23 protein-coding genes are annotated in these 20,994 nt (G+C 56.7%); 20 read left to right on the top strand and 3 right to left on the bottom strand.

The genetic code is table 11. The annotated features are described in order from the left end of the window. The first annotated feature begins 5 nt into the window (after positions 1–5). From fdx to HCU74_RS09365, 12 genes are all read left to right on the top strand, one after another. A complete protein-coding gene (gene fdx, locus HCU74_RS09310; RefSeq protein ID WP_168450166.1) occupies positions 6–344 on the top strand; it encodes an ISC system 2Fe-2S type ferredoxin in 339 nt (112 codons plus the stop codon). 8 nt (positions 345–352) lie between these two features. Next, positions 353–553, top strand: a complete 201-nt coding sequence (gene iscX / locus HCU74_RS09315; protein ID WP_168450167.1) for a Fe-S cluster assembly protein IscX — start codon at positions 353–355, stop codon at positions 551–553. Between the two features lie 162 nt (positions 554–715). Then, positions 716–1,144, top strand: a complete 429-nt coding sequence (ndk, locus tag HCU74_RS09320) for a nucleoside-diphosphate kinase (protein ID WP_168450168.1) — start codon at positions 716–718, stop codon at positions 1,142–1,144. A 13-nt stretch (positions 1,145–1,157) separates the two neighbouring features. Then, positions 1,158–2,315, top strand: a complete 1,158-nt coding sequence (rlmN, locus tag HCU74_RS09325; protein WP_210425222.1) for a dual-specificity RNA methyltransferase RlmN — start codon at positions 1,158–1,160, stop codon at positions 2,313–2,315. A gap of 6 nt (positions 2,316–2,321) precedes the next feature. Beyond that, entirely contained in the window at positions 2,322–3,119 is a 798-nt protein-coding gene (gene pilW / locus HCU74_RS09330; RefSeq protein ID WP_168450169.1) for a type IV pilus biogenesis/stability protein PilW, read from the top strand. Between the two features lie 8 nt (positions 3,120–3,127). Then, positions 3,128–3,901: a helix-turn-helix domain-containing protein gene (locus tag HCU74_RS09335; RefSeq protein WP_168450170.1), complete on the top strand. Its 774-nt coding sequence runs from the start codon at positions 3,128–3,130 to the stop codon at positions 3,899–3,901. Next, a complete protein-coding gene (ispG, locus tag HCU74_RS09340; RefSeq protein WP_168450171.1) occupies positions 3,898–5,010 on the top strand; it encodes a flavodoxin-dependent (E)-4-hydroxy-3-methylbut-2-enyl-diphosphate synthase in 1,113 nt (370 codons plus the stop codon). The genes HCU74_RS09335 and ispG overlap by 4 nt, the downstream gene beginning before the upstream one ends. 34 nt (positions 5,011–5,044) lie before the next feature. Next, positions 5,045–6,328, top strand: a complete 1,284-nt coding sequence (hisS, locus tag HCU74_RS09345) for a histidine--tRNA ligase (protein WP_168450172.1) — start codon at positions 5,045–5,047, stop codon at positions 6,326–6,328. 20 nt (positions 6,329–6,348) lie between these two features. Next, the gene (locus HCU74_RS09350) at positions 6,349–7,020 is read left to right on the top strand and encodes a tetratricopeptide repeat protein (RefSeq protein ID WP_168450173.1); all 672 of its coding nucleotides are present in this window, start codon (positions 6,349–6,351) and stop codon (positions 7,018–7,020) included. Positions 7,021–7,030: 10 nt separating this feature from the next. Then, complete coding sequence (gene bamB, locus HCU74_RS09355; RefSeq protein ID WP_168450174.1) at positions 7,031–8,182, top strand: outer membrane protein assembly factor BamB; 1,152 nt, start codon at positions 7,031–7,033, stop codon at positions 8,180–8,182. Positions 8,183–8,221: 39 nt separating this feature from the next. Beyond that, the gene (gene der, locus HCU74_RS09360) at positions 8,222–9,652 is read left to right on the top strand and encodes a ribosome biogenesis GTPase Der (RefSeq protein WP_168450175.1); all 1,431 of its coding nucleotides are present in this window, start codon (positions 8,222–8,224) and stop codon (positions 9,650–9,652) included. Between the two features lie 47 nt (positions 9,653–9,699). Then, entirely contained in the window at positions 9,700–10,089 is a 390-nt protein-coding gene (locus HCU74_RS09365; RefSeq protein ID WP_168450176.1) for a group III truncated hemoglobin, read from the top strand. Between the two features lie 37 nt (positions 10,090–10,126). On the opposite strand, the gene HCU74_RS09370 is transcribed toward HCU74_RS09365, so the two are convergent. Next, a complete protein-coding gene (locus HCU74_RS09370; RefSeq protein WP_168450177.1) occupies positions 10,127–10,522 on the bottom strand; it encodes a YbaN family protein in 396 nt (131 codons plus the stop codon). A gap of 186 nt (positions 10,523–10,708) precedes the next feature. On the opposite strand from HCU74_RS09370, the gene HCU74_RS19995 reads away from it, so the two are divergent. From HCU74_RS19995 to HCU74_RS09410, 8 genes are all read left to right on the top strand, one after another. Continuing rightward, complete coding sequence (locus tag HCU74_RS19995; RefSeq protein WP_168450178.1) at positions 10,709–11,686, top strand: Zn-ribbon domain-containing OB-fold protein; 978 nt, start codon at positions 10,709–10,711, stop codon at positions 11,684–11,686. A gap of 1 nt (position 11,687) precedes the next feature. Then, positions 11,688–12,746, top strand: a complete 1,059-nt coding sequence (locus HCU74_RS09380; protein WP_168450179.1) for a thiolase domain-containing protein — start codon at positions 11,688–11,690, stop codon at positions 12,744–12,746. Continuing rightward, positions 12,746–13,909, top strand: a complete 1,164-nt coding sequence (locus HCU74_RS09385) for a thiolase domain-containing protein (protein ID WP_168450180.1) — start codon at positions 12,746–12,748, stop codon at positions 13,907–13,909. The genes HCU74_RS09380 and HCU74_RS09385 overlap by 1 nt, the downstream gene beginning before the upstream one ends. A gap of 165 nt (positions 13,910–14,074) precedes the next feature. Beyond that, complete coding sequence (locus HCU74_RS09390) at positions 14,075–15,706, top strand: acyl-CoA synthetase (RefSeq protein WP_246864563.1); 1,632 nt, start codon at positions 14,075–14,077, stop codon at positions 15,704–15,706. Positions 15,707–15,762: 56 nt separating this feature from the next. Beyond that, positions 15,763–16,578 carry a crotonase/enoyl-CoA hydratase family protein gene (locus HCU74_RS09395; protein WP_168450181.1) on the top strand — a complete coding sequence of 272 codons (816 nt, stop codon included), beginning with the start codon at positions 15,763–15,765 and terminating at the stop codon, positions 16,576–16,578. Positions 16,579–16,646: 68 nt separating this feature from the next. Beyond that, entirely contained in the window at positions 16,647–17,801 is a 1,155-nt protein-coding gene (locus HCU74_RS09400; protein WP_168450182.1) for a CaiB/BaiF CoA transferase family protein, read from the top strand. Further along, complete coding sequence (locus HCU74_RS09405; RefSeq protein ID WP_168450183.1) at positions 17,798–18,475, top strand: nitroreductase; 678 nt, start codon at positions 17,798–17,800, stop codon at positions 18,473–18,475. The genes HCU74_RS09400 and HCU74_RS09405 overlap by 4 nt, the downstream gene beginning before the upstream one ends. Positions 18,476–18,511: 36 nt before the next feature. After that, positions 18,512–19,279 (top strand): enoyl-CoA hydratase-related protein, encoded by a 768-nt coding sequence (locus tag HCU74_RS09410; protein ID WP_168450184.1) that lies wholly within the window; start codon positions 18,512–18,514, stop codon positions 19,277–19,279. Between the two features lie 137 nt (positions 19,280–19,416). Here the strand turns inward: HCU74_RS09410 and HCU74_RS09415 are convergent, their stop codons facing one another. Then, entirely contained in the window at positions 19,417–20,193 is a 777-nt protein-coding gene (locus tag HCU74_RS09415) for an EAL domain-containing protein (RefSeq protein WP_168450185.1), read from the bottom strand. Positions 20,194–20,299: 106 nt separating this feature from the next. Next, positions 20,300–20,968, bottom strand: coding sequence for a thiopurine S-methyltransferase (tmpT, locus tag HCU74_RS09420; protein ID WP_246864564.1), 669 nt, complete (start codon positions 20,966–20,968; stop codon positions 20,300–20,302). Positions 20,969–20,994 lie beyond the last annotated feature (26 nt).

Raw genomic sequence — 20,994 nt, forward strand, 5'->3', positions numbered from 1 at the left:
TAGCAATGCCACGCCTTGTAATACTGCCAAATGAAAACCTGTGCCCCGAGGGCGATGTGCTGGAGGTGGCCAGTGGTGTCACAGTATGCGATGCCATGCTTGCCAATGGCATAGATATTGAACACGCCTGCGAAAAATCCTGTGCCTGTACGACCTGTCACGTCATTGTCCGCGAAGGCTTTGACTCCCTCGAGGAAGCCGATGAGCTGGAAGAGGATATGCTCGACAAGGCCTGGGGGCTTGAACCTGAGTCGCGGCTGAGCTGTCAGGCAGTGGTTCAGGATGAAGACCTGGTAGTGGAAATTCCACGCTATACCATCAATATGGTGTCTGAGCGCCACTAGGGGGAGTTATGGGATTGAAATGGACTGACGTGCTGGATATTGGCATCGAGCTTGCGGAGAAATTCCCGGACCGGGATCCGACCTATATTAATTTCGTTGATCTGCATCGCCTGGTCACTGAACTCGACGACTTCGACGACGACCCCAAGCGCAGTGGCGAGAAGATTCTGGAAGCCATTCAGGCAGCTTGGCTGGAAGAACGCGACTGAGTGAGGCGATTTTTGTTCGGTTTACGACGTACCCGGCAAAACCAAATCGCCTGACTGGAGTCTGACCGCAGCGCGCGTACCTATTTCGACTGAATGCGCGTATAATTCCACGATTTTTCGGGGCCTGTCCCCATTTTTGAACTGAAAGCCGGAGATAGACTAATGGGCGTTGAACGCACCCTTTCCATTGTTAAACCTGATGCCGTTGCCAAAAATGTTGTCGGTGAAATTTACAGCCGCTTTGAAAAAGCCGGTTTGCAGATTATCGCTGCCAAAATGCTGCGCCTGAGCCGCGAGCAGGCTGAGGGTTTCTACGCCGAGCACAAAGGCCGTCCTTTTTTCCCCGCTCTGGTTGACTTCATGACTTCCGGCCCGGTAACTGTGCAAGTTCTGGAAGGCGAGGGTGCCATCCTGAAAAACCGTGAGCTGATGGGCGCGACTAACCCCAAGGAAGCCGCTGCTGGCACGATTCGCGCTGATTTCGCCGAGTCTATCGACGCCAACGCAGTACACGGTTCCGACTCCGAGCAGTCAGCTGCCCGTGAAATCGCCTTCTTCTTCGCGACCAGCGAGCTCTGCGAGCGCGCCTAAGGGGCACCCGGGCATGGAATTTCAACCAGCAACGACGGCGCAAGAGCGGGTAAACCTGCTCGGCATGAGCCGGAAGAAAATGGAAGCCTATCTGGTATCCATTGGCGAAAAGCCATTTCGTGCCCAGCAGATCCTGAAGTGGATTCACCACTTCGGGGTCGATGATTTCGATCAAATGACTAACCTCGGCAAACCTCTGCGCGCCAAGCTCGCAGAGGTCGCCGAGGTGCGTCCACCCAATATTGTACGCCAGCTCGACTCCAAGGACGGCACCCGTAAATGGGCCGTAGAAGTCGGCGGCGGCAATCTGGTGGAAACTGTATTGATTCCCGATGGCCAGCGCGCCACTCTCTGCGTGTCCTCGCAGGTGGGGTGTAGCCTGGATTGCAGCTTTTGCTCCACGGGAAAACAGGGTTTTATGCGTGACCTTACCGCCGCTGAAATTATCGGCCAGGTGTGGTTGGCAATAAAATCCTACGATGCCTTCGGCCCGGGTAAAAACCGCGTAGTGACCAACGTGGTGATGATGGGTATGGGCGAACCCCTGCTTAATTTTGACAATGTGGTTGATGCCACCAGCCTGATGATGGACGACTTCGGTTATGGTCTGTCCAAACGACGGGTGACCTTGAGTACCTCCGGGGTCGTGCCCATGCTGGATAAGCTGGGTGACGTCTCCGAGGTGTCGCTGGCGGTATCCCTTCACGCGCCCAACGACGCACTGCGCGACGAACTGGTGCCGATTAATCGCAAATATCCCATCGCCGAATTGCTCGCGGCTTGCCGCCGCTATCTCGACAAGCAGCCGGACAAACATCGGGTGGCAACCATTGAATACACCCTGATTGCCGGGGTGAATGACAGTATGGATCAGGCGCGGGAGCTGGCGCAGGTATTGCGTGAATTGCCGTGCAAAATCAATCTTATACCGTTTAACCCCTTCCCGTTGTCAGATTACCAACGGCCATCAAAATCGGCGATTAACCGGTTTTGGCAGGTGCTTACTGACGCGGGCTATGTCACGACCGTGCGCACCACTCGGGGTGATGATATCGACGCCGCCTGCGGGCAGTTAGCCGGCCAGGTGCAGGATCGCACCCGCCGCGCCGAGCGTCACCGTCGCCGCGCCGAGGAGGTGCAAGCCGTGACCATAATTGGGGGGGCAGGATAACTCGCTATGGGCAATGGAATCGGGTTTTACCGCAACAGGCGCGCACTCTTTCTAACGATATGCAGCGCCTTTCTCTCTGCCTGCGTCACCACCCACAGTGGCGGTTTTGCCGAAAAAGCCGATGAAAAAAAGGCCTTTGAGACCTCTGTGCAACTGGCCAAGACCTATATCGCCCAGGGTAACTGGGAACAGGCAAAACGCCACCTGCAATATGTTGAATCGGTTGACCGTAGCAATGCGGAAACGCTGGAAGCACTGGCGCTGGTGCACCAGAATACCGGCGAGCTGGAACACGCCGAAGACTACTATCGCCGCGCTATTCGACAGGCGCCGAACACGGTGCGCATCCGCAATAATTACGCGGTGTTTCTCTATGCCCAGGAGCGCTTTGCCGAGGCGGCGGAGCAACTGGAAGTCGTCGTACAGGAATTGCTCTACGAGCGCCGGGTGGAAGCCTTTGTGAACCTGGGGCGCTGCTATTTAAAACTGGATGAACTCGATAAGGCGGAAAACGCTTTCAAGCGGGCCCTGTTAATGCAGAATGATAACCCTTTGGTATTGATCTCGATGGCCGAGGTCGCCTTTCGGCAGAAGCAGCACGCAGAATCCCAGCGCTTTTACGACGCCTATGTCGCCAAGACCAAGCGGCCGTCGGCGGCCTCGCTGTGGTTGGGTATTCGCCTAGCCGACGTCTTTGACGACGACAATGCCTTTGCGAGTTACGCGCTGGCCTTGAAAAATCTCTATCCCAAGTCTGAGGAATACCTGTTGTATAAAGCGTTTATCGCAGAACGGGCGAAGTGACAGAGAGTATGAAAGAGTCGCATAACGACATCTACAGTGGACCGCCGGGATCGGTGTTGCAGGAGGCGCGCCTGCAGGCAGGTAAGTCTGTTGCCGAAACCGCCGAGGCGCTCAACCTGTTGAAAACCTATGTAGAGGCTCTGGAGCGCAACGACTACACGCGTTTTAATTCGCCCCTGTTTGCCCGTGGCTATATTAAAAGTTACGCGCGTTACATGGGTCTTGAAGAAGCACCCTTACTGCGGGATTGCGACCGAATTTGTCGCCGCGACGATGAGGCTGCATCGAAACGCTCAGTGAAGCCGGGGTCGAGAGCGCCTGGTCATGCCAAGGCCTATTTATTGTGTGCCGCCGCACTGTTGCTGTGGGTCTGCAGCTATTTCTTCTTTGGTATGGGCAACCGTTCTGATGTCGACGTCACGGTGATGAGTGAACGTTACGCACCCCTGCCGGAGCTGCGTGCACAGCCCAGCCTGGGCGAAACTTTGTTGCAAATGCCGGCTCTTGAAGAGGGTGATACCTCAACCGAGGACGGCACTCCGGCGGTGATCGAATTTACGGTTGCTGAAGATGTCTGGATTGAGCTGCGAGACATACACGGCAAAGTGGTACTAAGCGGTATTCGCCCCGCGGGTGAGCAGCACAAAATGACGGTAGACGGCCCCGTGCAATTGACTATGAGCTACTGGCCGGCAGTATCGGTGCAGTATAACGAGCAGCCGGTGGATTTATCGGCGGTGGCGGAAAGCAACGCCGTACGTGTGCAGATAGGTGAATTATGAAGATGGAATCGCCGATCAAGCGGCGTAAGTCGCGGCAAATATACATTGGCAAGGTCGCTGTAGGCGGCGATGCGCCAATCTCAGTGCAAAGCATGACGAACACCAACACCTGTGATGTCGAGGCAACTGTCGCGCAAATTCGGCGGCTGGAAGCTGCCTGTGCAGATATAGTGCGGGTGTCGGTGCCGAGTATGGAGGCGGCGGAAGCCTTTCGTCAAATTCGCGCCCAGGTGAATGTGCCGCTGGTGGCAGACATCCATTTCGACCACAAAATCGCGTTGAAAGTGGCCGAATACGGTGTTGACTGCCTGCGGATCAATCCGGGCAACATTGGCCGGGAAGATCGCGTGCGTGCGGTAATCGACGCGGCCAAGGACAAAAATATTCCGATTCGTATCGGCGTCAATGCCGGTTCTCTTGAAAAGGATTTACAGCGCAAATACGGCGAGCCGACGCCGGAAGCGCTGGTCGAGTCCGCCATGCGCCATATTGATATTCTCGATCGACTGGACTTCCAGGACTATAAACTGAGCGTTAAGGCCTCCGACGTGTTTATGGCGGTGGCCGCCTATCGGCTGATTGCCAGTCAGATAGAGCAGCCTCTGCATCTGGGTATTACCGAGGCGGGTGGACTGCGCGGTGGCACCGTCAAATCATCGGTGGGGCTGGGTATGCTACTGATGGACGGTATTGGCGATACGATTCGTATCTCTCTTGCCGCCGATCCAGTGGAAGAAGTCAAAGTCGGCTACGAAATTCTGAAAAGCCTGAAACTGCGCAGCAAAGGAATCAACTTTATTGCCTGCCCGAGTTGTTCACGGCAGAACTTCGACGTGATCGGCACGATGAATGAGCTGGAGTCGCGTCTTGAGGATGTCACCACACCGCTTGATGTGGCGGTGATCGGTTGTATCGTCAACGGCCCCGGCGAAGCCAAGGAAGCCGATATCGGCTTGACCGGCGGCACGCCAAACAACCTGGTCTACGTGAATGGCCAGAAAGATCACAAGGTGCAGAACCCCGAGCTGGTGGACCACCTTGAAAACCTCATCCGCGAGAAAATCGCGCTCAAAGAACAGCAGGATAAGGACCTGATCGCGCGCGCCTGAGGGCGTCGCGAATGGGCAGTAACCAGGTATTAATGTGGGTCGAATTCAATCAATTCGTGGGATGAATGATCTTCTCCCCGAAGCATCACCGTTGTGGCAGTATCTCGAAGGGCGGGTCGCCGACCTGCTAAAACGCTATGGCTATCGGGAAATCCGTTTTCCTATTGTTGAGCAGACTGAGCTGTTCAAGCGCTCTATCGGTGAAGTCACCGATATCGTCGAGAAGGAAATGTACACCTTCGCCGACCGCAATGGCGACAGCCTGACGCTGCGCCCTGAGGGCACTGCGAGCTGCGTGCGCGCCTGTGACCAGAATGGTTTATTGCACAATCAAATTCAGCGCCTGTGGTATGCAGGGCCGATGTTCCGCCACGAGCGCCCGCAAAAAGGCCGGCTGCGCCAGTTTCATCAGATCGGTGTCGAAACCTTTGGTATGAACGGCCCGGATATCGATGCTGAATTGATCGCCATCAGCGCTCGACTTTGGCAAGACCTTGGTATTGACCATGCCCTGACACTGGAATTGAACAGCATCGGCAGCAGTGAATGCCGCGGCCGCTACCGTCAGGCCCTGATTGACTATCTGAGCCAGTTTGAAGCCCAGCTTGACGCCGACAGCCAGCGCCGTTTGCACACCAACCCAATGCGCATTCTCGACAGCAAGGTGCCCGAGACCCAGGCTCTGTTGGCCGATGCCCCGGTGCTCAGCGATTACCTTGACGAGGCTTCGCGCAGCCATTTCGACGGTTTATGCGCCCGTCTGGATGCGATTGGGGTCAGCTACACATTTAATCCCAAATTGGTGCGGGGACTGGATTATTACGGTCTCACAGTGTTTGAATGGACAACCACCGCTCTGGGGGCCCAGGGAACCGTTTGTGCCGGTGGCCGTTACGATGGTTTGGTGGAGCAACTTGGTGGCAAGCCGACCCCCGCGGTGGGCTTTGCTATGGGGCTTGAGCGACTGGTGCTATTACTGCAAGCATTGGAGGCCACGCCGGAATCCGAAGCCCTCGCCGATGTCTATATTATGGCCAGTGGTGAGGCGGCCGAGGTACAGGCGTTGGCGATCGCGGAAAAGCTGCGCGGGCAAAGCGACGACCTGAAGGTGCTGCTCCACTGCGGCGGTGGCAGCTATAAAAGTCAGTTCAAAAAAGCTGACAAAAGTGGCGCGAGTCTGGCTATCATCCTCGGTGAGGATGAGCTGGCCAATGGTGAGGTCAGTGTGAAAGACCTGCGTGGTCAAAGTGAACAACAGCGGGTTGCGATCGCCGAGCTCAGTCAATTTATCAGTCAATTTCGGGCCGGCCAGGCCTGAATCAGGGTTAGAGGAATAACGTGGAAACCTTCCGTACAGAAGAAGAACAGGTAGAGGCGATCAAACGCTGGTGGCAGGAAAATGGTAAGTCAACCGTGTTGGGCGTGGCCATTGCCATGGCTGCAGTATTTGGCTGGCGCGGCTGGAATGACTACCAGCGCGAGCAGGCGGCTGAGGCGTCGGTGATCTACGACAACCTGTTGCAAGCCGATGCCGCCCTGGCCAACGATGCCAGCAAGCGTTCTACCGCCGAGCACCTGGCGGAAACCTTGAAGTCGGCGTACAGCGGTTTGGACTACGCCCAATACGCGGCCTTGATGAAGGCGAAATACGCAGTTGCCGATGGCGATTACCCCACGGCGGAAATGGAGCTCGAATGGGTACTGGCGCAGAAACCCGAGATGGCTATCCGTATTCAGACAGAAATGCGCTTGGCCAAGGTCAAGGCCGCCAGCGGTGACAACGCCGCCGCATTGGCACTGATAGCTAAACTGGAAAACACCCCGGTAGCGCCCCTTGCGGCGGAACTGCGCGGCGATATTCTGCACGCCGAGGGCAAACCTGCAGAAGCGCTGGCGGCCTATGAGCAGGCCAGGGTGCTTGGGCGCCGTCAGGAAAGCCCAATGAACAACCCATTGCTGGACATGAAAATCAACAGTCTGGCGGCTTATAAAGTCGCCGCTGGCCAATAAGGGACTTCCCATGAATACACTCCGGCTTACGTCCCTCGTTCTGCTAACACTGTCGATGATTGCCTGTTCATCGACACCGAAAAGCAGTGATCCGGCACCGTTGACGGAAATCAGTGAAACCCGCTCCCTGAAAAAAGTGTGGTCGACTTCGGTCGGCGACGGCCAGGGTACAGCCTATTACCGCATTACGCCGGTGATCGATGGCGACGAGCTGTTTGTGGCCTCTGCCGATGGTGTGGTGGCCGCCTACAACAAGAAGACTGGCGAGCGGCTGTGGCGAAAAAACCACGAGCTGAATATTTCCGGTGGTGTGGGGCTTGATCGCAATCGCCTGTTTGTGGGTACCGCCGACGGAGAGCTGGTGGTGCTGGATCGCAATGGCGGCAAAATACTGTGGCGCGCACCGGTAAACGGCGAAGTGCTGGGTGCTCCGGCCAGTGATGGCAGCATTGTTGTGGTGCAAACCTACAGTGGCTTGATTCATGGTTTTAGCTTGGACGACCAGCAGCGCAAATGGACCTATTCCGCACAGGTGCCGCGCTTGAGTCTGCGCGGTACCAGCAGCCCGGTGATTACGCGGGGTGTGGTGCTTGCGGGTCTGGCCAATGGTCGACTGGTGGCGCTGGACGTAGACAGTGGTACTGCACGCTGGGAACAGCGGGTCGCCGTTCCCCAGGGAAGCACCGAGATCGAGCGTCTGGTGGATGTTGATGGCCGTTTGCTGCTGATTGAAAATGGTCAGCTGGTGGTCGCCAACGGTTATCAGGGCAAGGTATTGGCGGTAGATGTGCGCAGCGGTCGGCCTATCTGGTCGAAGGACAATTCAAGCTACGTCGGCGCAACGGAGTCGCTGGGCAACATCTACGTGGTCGATGCCGAAGGCGGTGTCAGCGCGATTGCCGACGGCGGACAGAATATCGCGTGGACGCAAACGGTTTTGGCGCGCCGTCGCCTCACTGAGCCAGCCGCTCTGTCAGGGGTAATCGTTGTGGGTGACTTCGAGGGTTATCTTCATCTGATCGGTCAGCTCGATGGCCAACTGCAAGGGCGTACCCGCCACGACAGCGATGGTCTGCGTGCGCCGATGCTGGTCGATGGTAAACTGCTTTATGTTTATGGCAACAGCGGTAAGCTGGCGGCCTATAAAGTTCAGGACAAGTAAGGCCTCAGGCCGACAATTGCGTTTTCAGGTGAGAGAAGTATGGTTCCGGTAATCGCCCTTGTTGGCCGACCGAACGTCGGTAAATCGACATTATTTAATCGTTTAACGAAAAGCCGCGATGCACTCGTGGCGAATTTCCCCGGGCTGACCCGCGACCGCCAATATGGGGAAGCGACCCTCGGCGACCGCCGCTTTATGCTGATTGATACCGGCGGTGTCAACGGCGACGAAGAGGGCATCGACGAAGCGATGGCCCAGCAGTCCATGCAGGCCATCGACGAGGCCGATGCTGTGGTGTTGATGCTCGACGCCCGTGCGGGTCTGATGCCCGCGGATCAGGGCCTGATTCATCATCTGCGCAGCTGCTCCAAACCCGTATTTATCGTTGCCAACAAAATCGACGGCGCGGATCCCAATGTCGCGATGGCGGAGTTCTATCAAACCGGTGCCGCGAATATTTACCCCCTCACCGCCAGCCACGGCAAGGGAGTGCGCAAGCTGGTAGAAGACGTGCTTGAGCTGTTCCCCGAAGCGGAGGAGGCCGACGGCCCCGGTGCCAAGGCAACGGGCAAAAAGATTGCGGTGGTCGGACGGCCCAATGTCGGAAAATCCACCTTGGTCAACCGAATGCTTGGCGAAGAACGAGTGGTGGTCTACGACCAACCGGGCACGACCCGCGACAGTATTTATATTAATTACGAGCGCGAAGGCGAACCCTATACCATCATCGACACTGCGGGGGTGCGCAAGCGCCGCTCAATAAGCGAAACCGTCGAAAAATTTTCCATTGTCAAAACCCTGAAAGCCATCGACGATGCCAATGTGGTTATTCTGGTGATGGATGGTCGGGAGAATGTTGTCGATCAGGATCTGCACCTGCTGGGACAAGTGATTGATTCCGGTCGCGCGGTGGTCGTTGCCATTAATAAGTGGGACGGCCTCAGTGCCGATCAGAAAAACCGGATTAAGACCGAATTGGATCGTCGTCTGCAGTTTATCGACTTCGCCGAAATACATTTTATCTCTGCTCTGCACGGTACTGGCGTGGGACATCTTTACGAGTCCATCGAGAAGGCCTATCGCTCGGCGACCATGGCGCTGCAAACCCGCCGCTTAACCATGATTCTCGAAGGCGCGGTGCACGACCACGCGCCGCCGATGATTAACGGGCGGCGCATCAAGCTGCGTCTGGCTCATCCCGGTGGCCACAATCCGCCGATTATCGTCATCCATGGCAATCAAACCAGCAAGGTGCCGGGCAGTTACACCCGCTATTTGGAAAAAGTGTTTCGCCGCGAACTGGATATGGTTGGCACGCCCCTGCGTATTGAATTCAAGACCTCTGAAAATCCCTATGAGGGCAAGAAAAATCCGCTGACCAAGCGCCAGCAGGAACGCAAGCAGCGACTGGTGACGTTTACCAAGAAGGCCGACAAGAAAAAGAAAAACGCGCCGCGTAAGGGGCGCTGAGGCGACACCGTTTTCGTCAGCGACCGGACAAGCCTGGACTATCGCTTATGACAGATGCTGCCCCTAAACCGGATATGGATAGCCCCGAGGCCATTGGCGAATTCGTCGAGGCCTTCTACGAGCTGCTGTTAAAAGATGAGCGCCTGGCGCCGATTTTTTTCGATGTGGCGGATATCGATATTCGCGAACACTTCCCCCGTATTCAGGCCTATTGGGAAAAGCTTCTGCTTGGCGGCAGCGATTATCAGCGCCACACCATGAATATTCACCGGGAAGTGCACGAAAAGCAGCCGCTGGAAGCCGCTGACTTCGAACGCTGGCTGGCCTATTTTGAACAGGCTGCCAACACCCATTTTGCCGGGCCGAAAACCGAGCGCGCCAAAGTGGTTGCTGCGCGCATCGCCGACAATATGGCAAAGGCCCTGGGTAGTCGCTGATCTAGCCTGTTGGCAGGTGTCGGTGTTTGCACGGGCGTTATTCCTCAGGCGTCGGCAGCCGTAAAATATACACGCTCACCAATCCAGCAATGGAGCACATCACCAGTGTCACCCAGGGAATTCGTACGATCACCAGGGCACTGCTCAAAATCATCACCCACAACATACCCAGTACCAAAAACTTGACCCGCCTGGGCATGCCTTTGCCTTCGAGATAATAGCGCACGTAAATCCCGAACCAGCGGTGGTTGACCAGCCAGTGATAAAAGCGCGGGGAGCTGCGTAAAAAGCAGGCGGCGCTGAGTATCAGAAAAGGGGAGGTGGGTACTACCGGTAACAGCAAACCAATCATACCCAATACAAAGGACAGCCAGCCCAGGGCGAGAAGGCTGTAGCGCACCAAGGGGTTGGCGTGTTCGTAGGGTTCCTTCATGGGCGCGATGTCATCCTTCTATGGGGGTGTTAAAGGGGTGATCGTTTTTGTCAGCACAGTGATCTGCGGCGACATTGTGCACTCTCGGTGCGGTGGCGATACTCGAAATCATACTCGATTCGCAGCGTATTCGACCCTGCCGTGTGCACTGCGACCGAACTTTGACCTTCATCAAGGAGATTCGGCATGTCCTCATCGGCTGAGATTTTAAGTCAGGCCTTTACCTTGGGGTATACCTATACCCGCACCACGGGCCCTGTTGTCGGGCAGTTTCTCACGGGGCTGCGTTCGCGCAAAGTCCTCGGCATCAAGGGTAGCGACGGCAAGGTGCTGATGCCGCCGGTGGAATACGACCCCCATACCGCAGAGGCCCTGTCTGAGTTTGTCGATGTTGCCGACTGCGGCACGGTCACCACCTGGGCCTGGGTTAGCCAGCCGCGCAAGGCCCACCCCAGTGACAAACCCTTTGCCTGGGCGTTGATTACTCTCGACGGTGCCGATACGCCAATGCTGCACTGGGTGGACGCGGGTGAGATCAGTGCAATGAAAACCGGTATGCGGGTAAAGGTGCGCTGGGCGGCCCAGACCAAGGGGCTTATCGGCGACATCAATGGATTTGTTCCCGAGGATATGGACTTGACCACGGAGCTGGAGGAGAACACCAGCACCGAGCCGGTTACCGGCATCGATGCACCGAGCTATCTGACTTATAACTTTACCGCCGGGGGCGCTACGGCGCGTTATCTGGCTAAGCTTAAGCAGGGCAAGCTCGTGGGTCAACGCTGCCCCTCGTGCAGCAATGTCTATATCCCGCCACGGGGTTCCTGTGCGGCCTGCGGTGTTGCCACCACTGACGAAGTGGAATTGACTGACAAGGCCACAGTGGAGTCTTTCACCATTGTCCACATTCCTATTCCCAATAATCCGATCAAGCCGCCGTACGTCATTGCCAACCTGGTGCTCGACGGCGCCAATATCAGTTTTCTGCACCTGCTGAGCGAATGTAATAACAGCGATGTGCGCATTGGCATGCGTGTACAGGCGGTGTGGAAGCCCGCGGAGGAGTGGGGCTACGCCATGGAAAATATTTTGTACTTCAAGCCATTGGACGAACCGGATGTGCCCGTGGACCAAATTGGCAAACTCGCCGAAGGAGGGCGTTAAGATGCGCGATATCGCCATAGTGGCCTTTGCCCAATCGAACTGCGTTCGCGATGCGGGTGCGAAAAATGAAGTTGAATTGATTATGCCGGTGCTCACAGAGGTGTTTGCCCAGGCCGGTATTAACAGTGCTCAGGATGTAGATTTCACCTGTTCCGGCAGCTGTGACTACCAGCAGGGCGCAGCCTTTGCCTTTGTCGCTGGTGTTGATGCCCTCGGCGCGGTACCGCCGATAAAAGAGTCTCATGTTGAAATGGACGCCGCCTGGGCACTCTACGAAGCCTGGCTGAAAATGCAGGCGGGGGACGCCGAGTCGGCACTGATTTATGGTTTTGGCAAATCTTCGCCTGGTGAACTACCCATCGTACTGTCGCAACAACTTGACCCCTATTACCTGGCGCCCCTGTGGGTAGACACCATTGCCTTTGCGGCGATGCAGGCCCGCTATATGCTCGATCAGGGTTTGATTACCGAACGGGATATGGCCGAGGTGGTTGCTCGCTCGCGGCGTAACGCCATGAATAACCCCCACGCCCAGTTAAAGGCTGAGGTCAGCGCCGACCAACTGCTGACAGAAGCCCACTATGAGGCGCCGCTGCGTCGCCACGATTGCTGTCCGGTTTCCGATGGCGCTTGCGCGATGATCGTATGCACAGTCGAGAAAGCCCGTGAATGGGGCAAGCCCTACGCGGTAATTAAAGGCATCGATCATCGTATCGAAACCCACCATATAGGTTCACGGGATCTCGCCCGTTCTGTGTCTGTTGAGCAGTCGGCGCAGGCGCTTGGAGTGAGCAATGGGCCGGTCGATATCGCCGAACTGTATGCGCCATTCAGCCATCAGGAAATTGTGCTCAGTCGCGCTTTGGGGCTGGACGAGCGTACGGTGGTTAACCCTTCCGGGGGCGTGCTCGCGGGCAATGTCATGATGGCCTCGGGTCTGTCTCGCATTGGTGAAGTGGCGATGCGCCTGATTCGCAAAGAGGGACGGCGGGGAGTCGCCCATGCGACCTCTGGGCCGTGCCTGCAACAAAACCTGCTTACCGTATTGGAGGCCGAATAATGGCTCAACTTGCTGCTGTGGTCGGTGTCGGCCAAACCAAATATAAAACCAAGCGCAAAGATGTTTCGATTGCCGGTCTGGTGCGAGAAGCTGCCCAAAACGCGCTGGATGACGCGGGCCTGTGCTGGAACGATATCGATGCCGTAATTCTCGGCAAAGCGCCGGATATGTTTGAGGGCGTGATTATGCCCGAGCTCTATTTGACCGACGCCCTTGGTTGCAATGGCAAGCCCATGCTGAGGGTGCACACCGCCGGTTCCGTGGGCGGCTCTACCGCTATAGTGGCCGCGTCCTATGTGCAGAGCGGCGTGTTCAAGCGTATTTTAACGGTGTCCTTCGAGAAGCAGTCGGAGTCCAATGCCATGTGGGCATTGTCGAATCCGCAACCGTTCTCACCTCACCTGAATGCCGGTGCCGGCGGGTATTTCGCGCCGATAATTCGCGAGTATGTGCGCCGCGCCAATGCGCCCACCGATGCGGGTATCAAAGTTGCGGTAAAAGACCGCTTACATGGCGCGCGCAATCCCCTGGCGCATTTGCAGCTTGGTGAAATTACCATGCAGGAAGTGGCGGACAGCCCGATGCTCTGGGAGCCACTGCGCTTCCTTGAAGCCTGCCCGTCATCTGACGGTGCCTGCGCGATGGTGATTGCCAACGAAGAACTCGCCGGGCAATCACCGGGCAAGCCTGCGTGGATTCGCGGCTGTGCAATGCGCTCGGAGCCGACCATGTACGCTGGACGGGAGCAGGTTAGTCCGCAAGCGGGTATCGATTGTGCGAAAGATGTATATCGTCAGGCAGGTATACACCACCCTCGCAAGGACTTTGACTGCGCCGAAATCTATGTGCCGTTTTCCTGGTACGAGCCCATGTGGCTGGAAAATCTCGGTTTCGCCGATGAAGGCAAGGGCTGGGAACTGACCATGAGCGGTGCGACGTCGCTGGACGAAGGCGGCGACATTCCGTGGAATTGCTCCGGCGGGGTGTTGTCGTCAAACCCTATCGGAGCCTCCGGAATGATTCGTTTTGCCGAAGCGGCCCAGCAGGTACGCGGGCTTGCTGGCGGGCATCAGGTCGATGGCGCAAAAACCGCCCTCGGCCACGCCTACGGTGGCGGTGCGCAGTTTTTCTCAATGTGGGTGGTGAGCGCCGACAAGCACTGAATCGGCGCGATCCTCTGTGGCTCGTCCCTTGGGAGGAGGCGCAGGGGCGGCGGACCTTGCTATGGTTACGGTGTCGTTACTCAATGCGCCGATGGATCGAGCTGCAGGGTAACTTTCCACAATAAGTCGGTGCCCGAGGGGCACCTGGTGCTACAGGAAGCCACTATGAGTATGCATTTCAACCTAGCCGATCTGTTTGAAGCCGTTGCCGACAAGGTGCCGGAGCGAGAGGCTCTGGTCTGTGGCGACAGCCGCTCAACCTTCAGCGAACTCGATCGCGGTGCAAATCGCATGGCGCACTATTTGCGCAGCCGGGGTGTTGCGGCGGGGGATCATGTTGGTCTGTATATGTATAACTGCAACGAATACCTTGAGGCGATGTTGGCCTGCTTCAAAATTCGCGCAGTGCCGATCAATGTTAACTACCGCTACGTCAACGACGAGCTGCTGTATATCTTTGACAATGCCGATATGGTGGCCTGTATTCACCATCGCGAGTTTGTACCCCATATTGCCAGAGTGCGTGACGGTGCGGAAAAATTGCGTTTGTTCGTCGCGGTTGATGACAACAGTGGCGAAGACCTTGCGGCCATTGGTGCGGTGGACTATGCCGAGGCGGCCGCGGGGCAGAGCGACGCCCGCGACTTTGGCGAGCGCGCCGACGATGACTATTTTGTGCTGTACACCGGCGGAACAACGGGCATGCCCAAGGGCGTAATGTGGCCGCACAAAAACGTCTTTTTTGCGGCGATGGGCGGTGGTGGTCACTTCTCGCCGCTGGGGCCCTGTACCACCCCTGAAGATATTCGTGAGCGGGTGGGCGAACATCCCCTGGTGGGTATTGCACTGGCACCCCTGATGCACGGCGCGTCCTGGTGGTATGCCTGTATTCAGCTGTTGGCCGGCAATAAATTGGTACTCAACCACAACCGCTCCTTTGACGGTGAGCAGGTCTGGCAGATTGTGGCCGACGAAAAGGTCAATGCGGTACAGATTGTTGGCGACGCGATGGCGATCCCCTTACTCGATGCGCTGGACGCCAACCCCGATCGCTGGGATCTCAGCGCGGTGTTCAATGTGGGTTCCGGCGGCGCGATTTTCTCCGACGCCAAGCAGGACGCTTTCAAACGCCATTTCCCCAATGTGTTTATCACCAATGCCTTTGGTTCCTCCGAGGGCGGACAAATGGGAATGGACAATGGCAGTCGCAAGAATACGACTGGCTTGGGTAATGTCAGCCGTACCGATTATATGGACGTGATAATCGACGAACCCGATCAGCCCCGTCGTCATGCCAAACCAGGGGAAACCGGTATCTTCGCGCGGTCGGGTTATATCCCGCTGGGTTATTACAACGACCCGGAAAAAACCGCTAAAACCTTTGTCGAGGTGGATGGTAAAACCTGGCTCCTCACCGGGGATGCCGCAACTTTGGAAGAGGATAACTCCATTACGGTATTCGGACGGGGTTCAAACTGCATCAACAGTGGCGGCGAGAAAATATTCCCGGAAGAAGTGGAGGACGCCCTTAAAGCCCATGAAGGGGTGTTCGACGCGCTGGTGGTGGGTGTGCCGGATGAACGTTGGGGCAGCCGGGTTTCGGCGGTTATTCAAGCCCGCGCCGGTGTCCAGCTCGACCTGGCCAGTGTTCAGGAGCATTGCCGCAAGCATATCGCCGGTTACAAGGTGCCCCGTGAAATTCACCTGATCGAAGTGGTACCGCGTGCGCCCAGTGGCAAGCCCGATTACAAAACGGCGAAGGCCTTTGCCCTCGCGGGCGACGGTCGCGTCGTCTGAGCCTGTGGTGGGCCGCCCGTCCCCACTACTAATAGATAATAAAACAGGAGCAAGTCATGCCCACTGAACTGCCCATTAGCACGGCAAACTGTATTGTCGAACAGGACGGCCACGTATTAATCGTTACCCTGAACCGCCCCGAGGCCAAAAACGCCTTTAGCCCGGAAATGCTGCTGGGCATGTACCGGGCGTGGCGTCTGCTCGACGAAGACGACAATCTTCGCTGCGCTATTCTCACCGCCAACGGCGATACGTTTTGTGCAGGAATGGACCTCAAGGCTGGGGAAAACCAGCGCAGCACAGAGGAATTTATGAATGTGATGGCCACCGTGCCCAATGTGCATTGGCAGGCATTGCTGCGGGAGAACCGCCCCTGTAAACCGCTCATCCTTGCCGTTGAGGGTTATGCCCTTGCGGGGGGGACTGAAATTCTACAAGGCACTGATATTCGGGTTGCCGCTGAAGATGCCGTTTTCGGTGTGACTGAGGTCAGTCGCGGCCTGTACCCAATGTCCGGGTCAACTATTCGTCTGCGCAAGCAGATTCCGTACTGTATCGCCGCCGAAATCCTGTTGCTGGGTGAGCACGTCAGTGCACAACAGGCTCTGCAAATCGGCCTGATAAACCGCGTTGTTCCCAAGGGAGATACCCTCGCGGAAGCGAAAAAAATCGCGGAAAAAATTTGTGCCAATGGCCCCCTTGCGGTGAAGGCGGTGACGCGCTCGCTGCGGGAACACACCGAACACCTTAACGAAGACGAAGCTATGCAGCGCTCCGATGAACTTGCCGGACCGGTGTTTGCGTCCAGGGATGCCAAGGAAGGAATGCGTGCATTCAAGGAAAAGCGCCCCGCCCAATTTGTCGGAGAATAAGACCATTTAGAGAAACTCCCGGTCGTCAAGCGATCGGGTACGGGCGAGAGTAGGGTAAGGAGAGGGCAATGGCGGGTCCACTGAGTGGTCTGCGGGTAGTTGAAGTGGCCGGTGTCGGCCCCGGGCCATACGCGTGTATGCTGTTGTCTGACCTCGGCGCGGAAGTTGTACGTATTGATCGCAGCAGCGGCGGCATGGGGAATATCAGCGGAGATGTGACCCATCGCGGGCGCCGCTCCATTGTCATCGACCTGAAGCGTGAGCAAGGGCTTGCTGCTGCCCGGCGCTTGATTGACAGTGCCGATGTACTGGTTGAGGGCTTTCGTCCGGGGGTGATGGAAAAGCTCGGTCTTGGCCCCGATACTTTCACCGAAAGTAATCCCGGTCTGATCTATGGACGAATGACCGGCTGGGGTCAATATGGGCCGCTGGCGCAGCGGGCCGGACACGACCTGAATTATATCGCCATAAGCGGTGTGTTAGGTGCGATGGGTGGGGCCGATCAACCACCGCCGGTACCGTTGAACGTGGTAGGTGATCTCGGTGGCGGGTCGATGTTTCTGATTATGGGCATACTCTCGGCACTGTATGAGCGGGGGCGCTCTGGCCTGGGACAGGTTGTGGACGCCGCGATCTGTGACGGTGCCTCGTCGCTGATGACCACGGTACACAGCTTGCAAAACGTTGGCTTTTGGGAGTCCGAGCGGGAGAGCAATATCCTCGACGGTGGTGCTCCGTTTTATCGAAACTATCCCTGTAAGGACGGCCGGTATTTGTCGCTGGGCGCGATAGAGCCGCCCTTTTATGCGGAACTGTTGCGCCTCCTCGAGCTCGACTTTGGCGGTACTGACTACAGCGTACAAATGAACAAGGCGCTGTGGCCCCGGCAACAGGCGGAGATCGCCGCACGAATCCGCGAGAAAACCCAGGCGGAGTGGTGTGATATTTTTGCCGACAGTGATGCCTGTGTTGCACCGGTGCTGGACAGTACGCAGGCCGTCAGGCACCCCCACAATCGTGCCCGCGGTAATCTCACTATGCACGACGGCGTTTTGCAAGCCGAGGTAGCACCGCGCTTGTCGCGAACACCCGGGGCAATCCAGTCGCCCCCGGTCACGGCAGGTTGTCACAGTAGCGAGGTGCTTGGCGAATTGGGTTATAGCGATAGCGATATTCAAGCGCTGCTGAGTAGTGGAGCCGTGCACGGGGTGAAGGAATCATGAGTTTTTCACGACCCTCGACCTTTGCTGACGTTGTTCGCCATCGGCGCTCGGTGCGTGGTTTTCTATCGCAACCAGTGCCCAAAGACATTCTTGAGCGGGTATTTGAACTGGCTCAAACCGCGCCGTCGAACTGTAATACCCAGCCCTGGTTTTGCGCGCTGGTGAGCGGTGACAAGCTGGAGACACTGCGGGAGAGGATTCCCGCAGCCTTCACTGCGGGGGAGTGGTCGATGGATTTCTCCTACGACGGGCAATACCAGGGGGTCTACCGCGAGCGTCAGACACAGGCCGCCGCTGAACTTTATCGCGCAGTGGGCGCTCGCCGAGAAGACAAGGCACTTCGGCATAAGCAATTTATGCGTAATTTCAGTTTTTTTGGTGCACCCCACGTTGCTTTCATCTTTTTGCCGGAACCCTTTGGTCTGCGCGAAGCCGCAGACTGCGGCATGTTTGCCCAGAACCTGATGCTCGCCCTGAGCGCAGAGGGTCTGGCCAGTTGTCCGCAGACGGCTTTGAGTTTTACCGCCGACCCGGTTCGCGAAGTACTGGGCTTGAGTGGGGAATACCGACTGCTATTTGGCCTTTCACTGGGTTATGAAGACCGCAGCGACCCCGCGAATCAATGCCGTACTGAGCGCGCGGGGGTTGGCGAGGCGGTGGTGTTCTACGACTAATGGCTGCCTGAATCCTTCACCGGGAATATTGAGCGAATGAGTGATACCGTACTGCAACAACTCGATCCACAGGGCGTGTTGACCCTGACCCTGAATCGTCCTGACAAGAAAAATGCGTTCAGCAACGAACAGTGGCGGACTTTTCGAGCAGCCTTGCTTTCAGCACAAGAGGACCCCGCCGTGGCCTGCGTGCTGGTTACCGGGGCGGGTAAGGATTTTTCCAGCGGCGTAGATTTAAATGATTTTAGTCAAGGCAATGAGGAACACCCCTTTGAAGCCGCAGCGCGGACATTGGTGGATTTCGACAAGCCAGTAGTCTCCGCTGCCAGGGGGATTGCGGTAGGCGGCGGCGCTACCCTGTTGCTGCACACAGACGTTGTCTACGTGGGTGACAGTTTGAGACTGCGTTTTCCGTTTACCGCTCTGGGGCTGGTGCCGGAGTGGGGAAGTAGCTATCAGCTACAGGCCATCATCGGCGCGCGCCGGGCGGCAGAGTTGATGTACAGTTCAGAGTGGCTGGGGTCGGAAAAAGCGGTGGACTACGGTATCGCCAGTGCCGCCTTTAGCGACGACGAAGTGTTGCCAGCGGCGCTGGCCAAAGCTCGGGAAATTGCTCAATGGCCGATCAGCTCACTGGTGGAAACCAAACGCCTGCTGCGGGATGTGCACCGTCAGCGTATCCATGCGGCGATAGATGCTGAGCAGGCCGGTATGGCTCGCCTCGCCGGGACCGCAGAAAATATCGAAGCGGTGATGGCCATAATGGAAAAACGCGCACCGGATTTTAGCCAGTTCCGGCGCTAGCGGCCGCTGAATAGGGGGTGATTCCAGACTGCCCCTTAATATAATCTCCGGTGATAATAAACTCCCGTCTCCCGTCTCCCGTCTCCCGTCTCCCGTTTAATCAACGCGCGAAGTGGGATTTCTGAACTTTCGGGGCCTTACTGAGGGGAGGAGTAAACGTGCTCGGATACGACAGCCTGGGCCTGGAAGGCGGGTTTAGCGAAGTAAAAGCCCTGTAACAATTCTATGCCGAGGTCGCGCAGTGTCGCCATTTCCTCGTAGGTTTCGACACCTTCGGCGATGACCTGGACACCGAGATCGGCGCAGAGCTGCAGAATTCCCTTGACGATGTGCTGGCGGGTAGGATGGCTATCGACATTTCTGATCAGAATCATGTCCAGTTTGACAAAATCCACGGGGATGTCGGCCAATAGATTCAGGCCGGAATAGCCCGCACCGAAGTCGTCAATGGCGGTTTTAAACCCTCGCTGTTTGTAGTCTGCGATTATGTCGCTTAGGTGAGAGGGGTCGTCAACCTTTTCGACTTCGTTGATCTCGAAAATAATATTGCTGATCGGGTATCCAAACTCTTCGGCGGCCGCGAGAGTTGTGCGAATGCACAGCTCCGGGCGATAGACCGCTCTGGGGAGGAAGTTAATGCTAAGGAATCCCTCGATGCCGATTTGCGCGGCGGTTTTAAGTGCGGTGACGCGGCAGGACTGGTCGAAGCGGTAGCGGTTGCCGTCGTTGACCTGGCGGAATATATGCGCAGCGCTTTGATTTTGTGGGCCGCGAACCAGCGCTTCCTGTGCGAACATCTGCTTTTTCTGCACATCGACAATGGGTTGGTAAGCCATTGATATTTCGAATCCCAGCCCAGCCCCCCCGGCGCATTCGGCACAGCTGAGTGTGGTGAAGTTCTCTACCTTTGTCATCCAATGACCCTGTCTCGTCCGTTTTATAAGCCCATAATACGAGGGTTTCAAAAAAAAGTAATGGGTTTGCTGCGACCCTTGGCAGATGCTGGCTGGTTTGTCCTGTTCAGGCCCGGTGTGCAGAGAGGAGCCAGACGTGCTCTAGCGCGGCACACGTCCCCTTTAAACCACCGGCAACCTCTTTGATCTGTAGTGAGGTAATATCGTAATCTTGGTGGTAGAGTCTGGCCAACTCGTCGTGGTTAATCGCGAAGGGAGGCCCGGCAAGTTGCTGCTGATCATATTCAAAGCAGATGACCAGTTGCGAAGCCCGGTCGGTAAGTTTTACCAGTTGACGGGCATATTGGTCGCGCATGGCCTCGGGCAGGGCCACCAGCGCCGCACGGTCGTAGAGGGCGTCGACTTCCCCCAATTGGGACGGCGACAGGTCAAGAATATCGCCAACAAAGATGTCGAGGTTTGTCGCAGAAAAACGGGTGAGCTTTCCCGCTGCTGTTACGGTGGGTGTTAGCGCGAGTTCGTCAAATAAGGCCTCGATCGCCAGTGGGCTTAATTCGGCGCCTGCTACCCGATACCCCTTACTCAGGAGCCAGGCGATGTCACGGGACTTACCGCACAGAGGAACAAAAATGCGGTCACCGGGCTGCACCGGCAGTGTTTCGAGCCAGCGGACGAGAAGGGGGTTGGGTTGCAATTCATGAAAGGCGATATCTTTCTGCGCCCATTTGTTATGCCAGAATGCTGCATCCATAAGCCGCTTGCCGTCCTTGTCCATTAACTAAAGAAGTGCGCGCCACGTAG

The organism is Spongiibacter thalassae (assembly GCF_012272835.1).
Taxonomy (GTDB): domain Bacteria; phylum Pseudomonadota; class Gammaproteobacteria; order Pseudomonadales; family Spongiibacteraceae; genus Spongiibacter; species Spongiibacter thalassae.

Bases quoted from the DNA above. Each gene is read 5' to 3' on its own strand.
- fdx (WP_168450166.1), top strand. From the start codon at position 6: ATGCCACGCCTTGTAATACTGCCAAATGAAAACCTGTGCCCCGAGGGC.
- iscX (WP_168450167.1), top strand. From the start codon at position 353: ATGGGATTGAAATGGACTGACGTGCTGGATATTGGCATCGAGCTTGCG.
- ndk (WP_168450168.1), top strand. From the start codon at position 716: ATGGGCGTTGAACGCACCCTTTCCATTGTTAAACCTGATGCCGTTGCC.
- rlmN (WP_210425222.1), top strand. From the start codon at position 1,158: ATGGAATTTCAACCAGCAACGACGGCGCAAGAGCGGGTAAACCTGCTC.
- pilW (WP_168450169.1), top strand. From the start codon at position 2,322: ATGGGCAATGGAATCGGGTTTTACCGCAACAGGCGCGCACTCTTTCTA.
- HCU74_RS09335 (WP_168450170.1), top strand. From the start codon at position 3,128: ATGAAAGAGTCGCATAACGACATCTACAGTGGACCGCCGGGATCGGTG.
- ispG (WP_168450171.1), top strand. From the start codon at position 3,898: ATGAAGATGGAATCGCCGATCAAGCGGCGTAAGTCGCGGCAAATATAC.
- bamB (WP_168450174.1), top strand. From the start codon at position 7,031: ATGAATACACTCCGGCTTACGTCCCTCGTTCTGCTAACACTGTCGATG.
- der (WP_168450175.1), top strand. From the start codon at position 8,222: ATGGTTCCGGTAATCGCCCTTGTTGGCCGACCGAACGTCGGTAAATCG.
- HCU74_RS09365 (WP_168450176.1), top strand. From the start codon at position 9,700: ATGACAGATGCTGCCCCTAAACCGGATATGGATAGCCCCGAGGCCATT.
- HCU74_RS09370 (WP_168450177.1), bottom strand. From the start codon at position 10,522: ATGAAGGAACCCTACGAACACGCCAACCCCTTGGTGCGCTACAGCCTT.
- HCU74_RS19995 (WP_168450178.1), top strand. From the start codon at position 10,709: ATGTCCTCATCGGCTGAGATTTTAAGTCAGGCCTTTACCTTGGGGTAT.
- HCU74_RS09380 (WP_168450179.1), top strand. From the start codon at position 11,688: ATGCGCGATATCGCCATAGTGGCCTTTGCCCAATCGAACTGCGTTCGC.
- HCU74_RS09385 (WP_168450180.1), top strand. From the start codon at position 12,746: ATGGCTCAACTTGCTGCTGTGGTCGGTGTCGGCCAAACCAAATATAAA.
- HCU74_RS09390 (WP_246864563.1), top strand. From the start codon at position 14,075: ATGAGTATGCATTTCAACCTAGCCGATCTGTTTGAAGCCGTTGCCGAC.
- HCU74_RS09395 (WP_168450181.1), top strand. From the start codon at position 15,763: ATGCCCACTGAACTGCCCATTAGCACGGCAAACTGTATTGTCGAACAG.
- HCU74_RS09400 (WP_168450182.1), top strand. From the start codon at position 16,647: ATGGCGGGTCCACTGAGTGGTCTGCGGGTAGTTGAAGTGGCCGGTGTC.
- HCU74_RS09405 (WP_168450183.1), top strand. From the start codon at position 17,798: ATGAGTTTTTCACGACCCTCGACCTTTGCTGACGTTGTTCGCCATCGG.
- HCU74_RS09410 (WP_168450184.1), top strand. From the start codon at position 18,512: ATGAGTGATACCGTACTGCAACAACTCGATCCACAGGGCGTGTTGACC.
- HCU74_RS09415 (WP_168450185.1), bottom strand. From the start codon at position 20,193: ATGACAAAGGTAGAGAACTTCACCACACTCAGCTGTGCCGAATGCGCC.
- tmpT (WP_246864564.1), bottom strand. From the start codon at position 20,968: ATGGACAAGGACGGCAAGCGGCTTATGGATGCAGCATTCTGGCATAAC.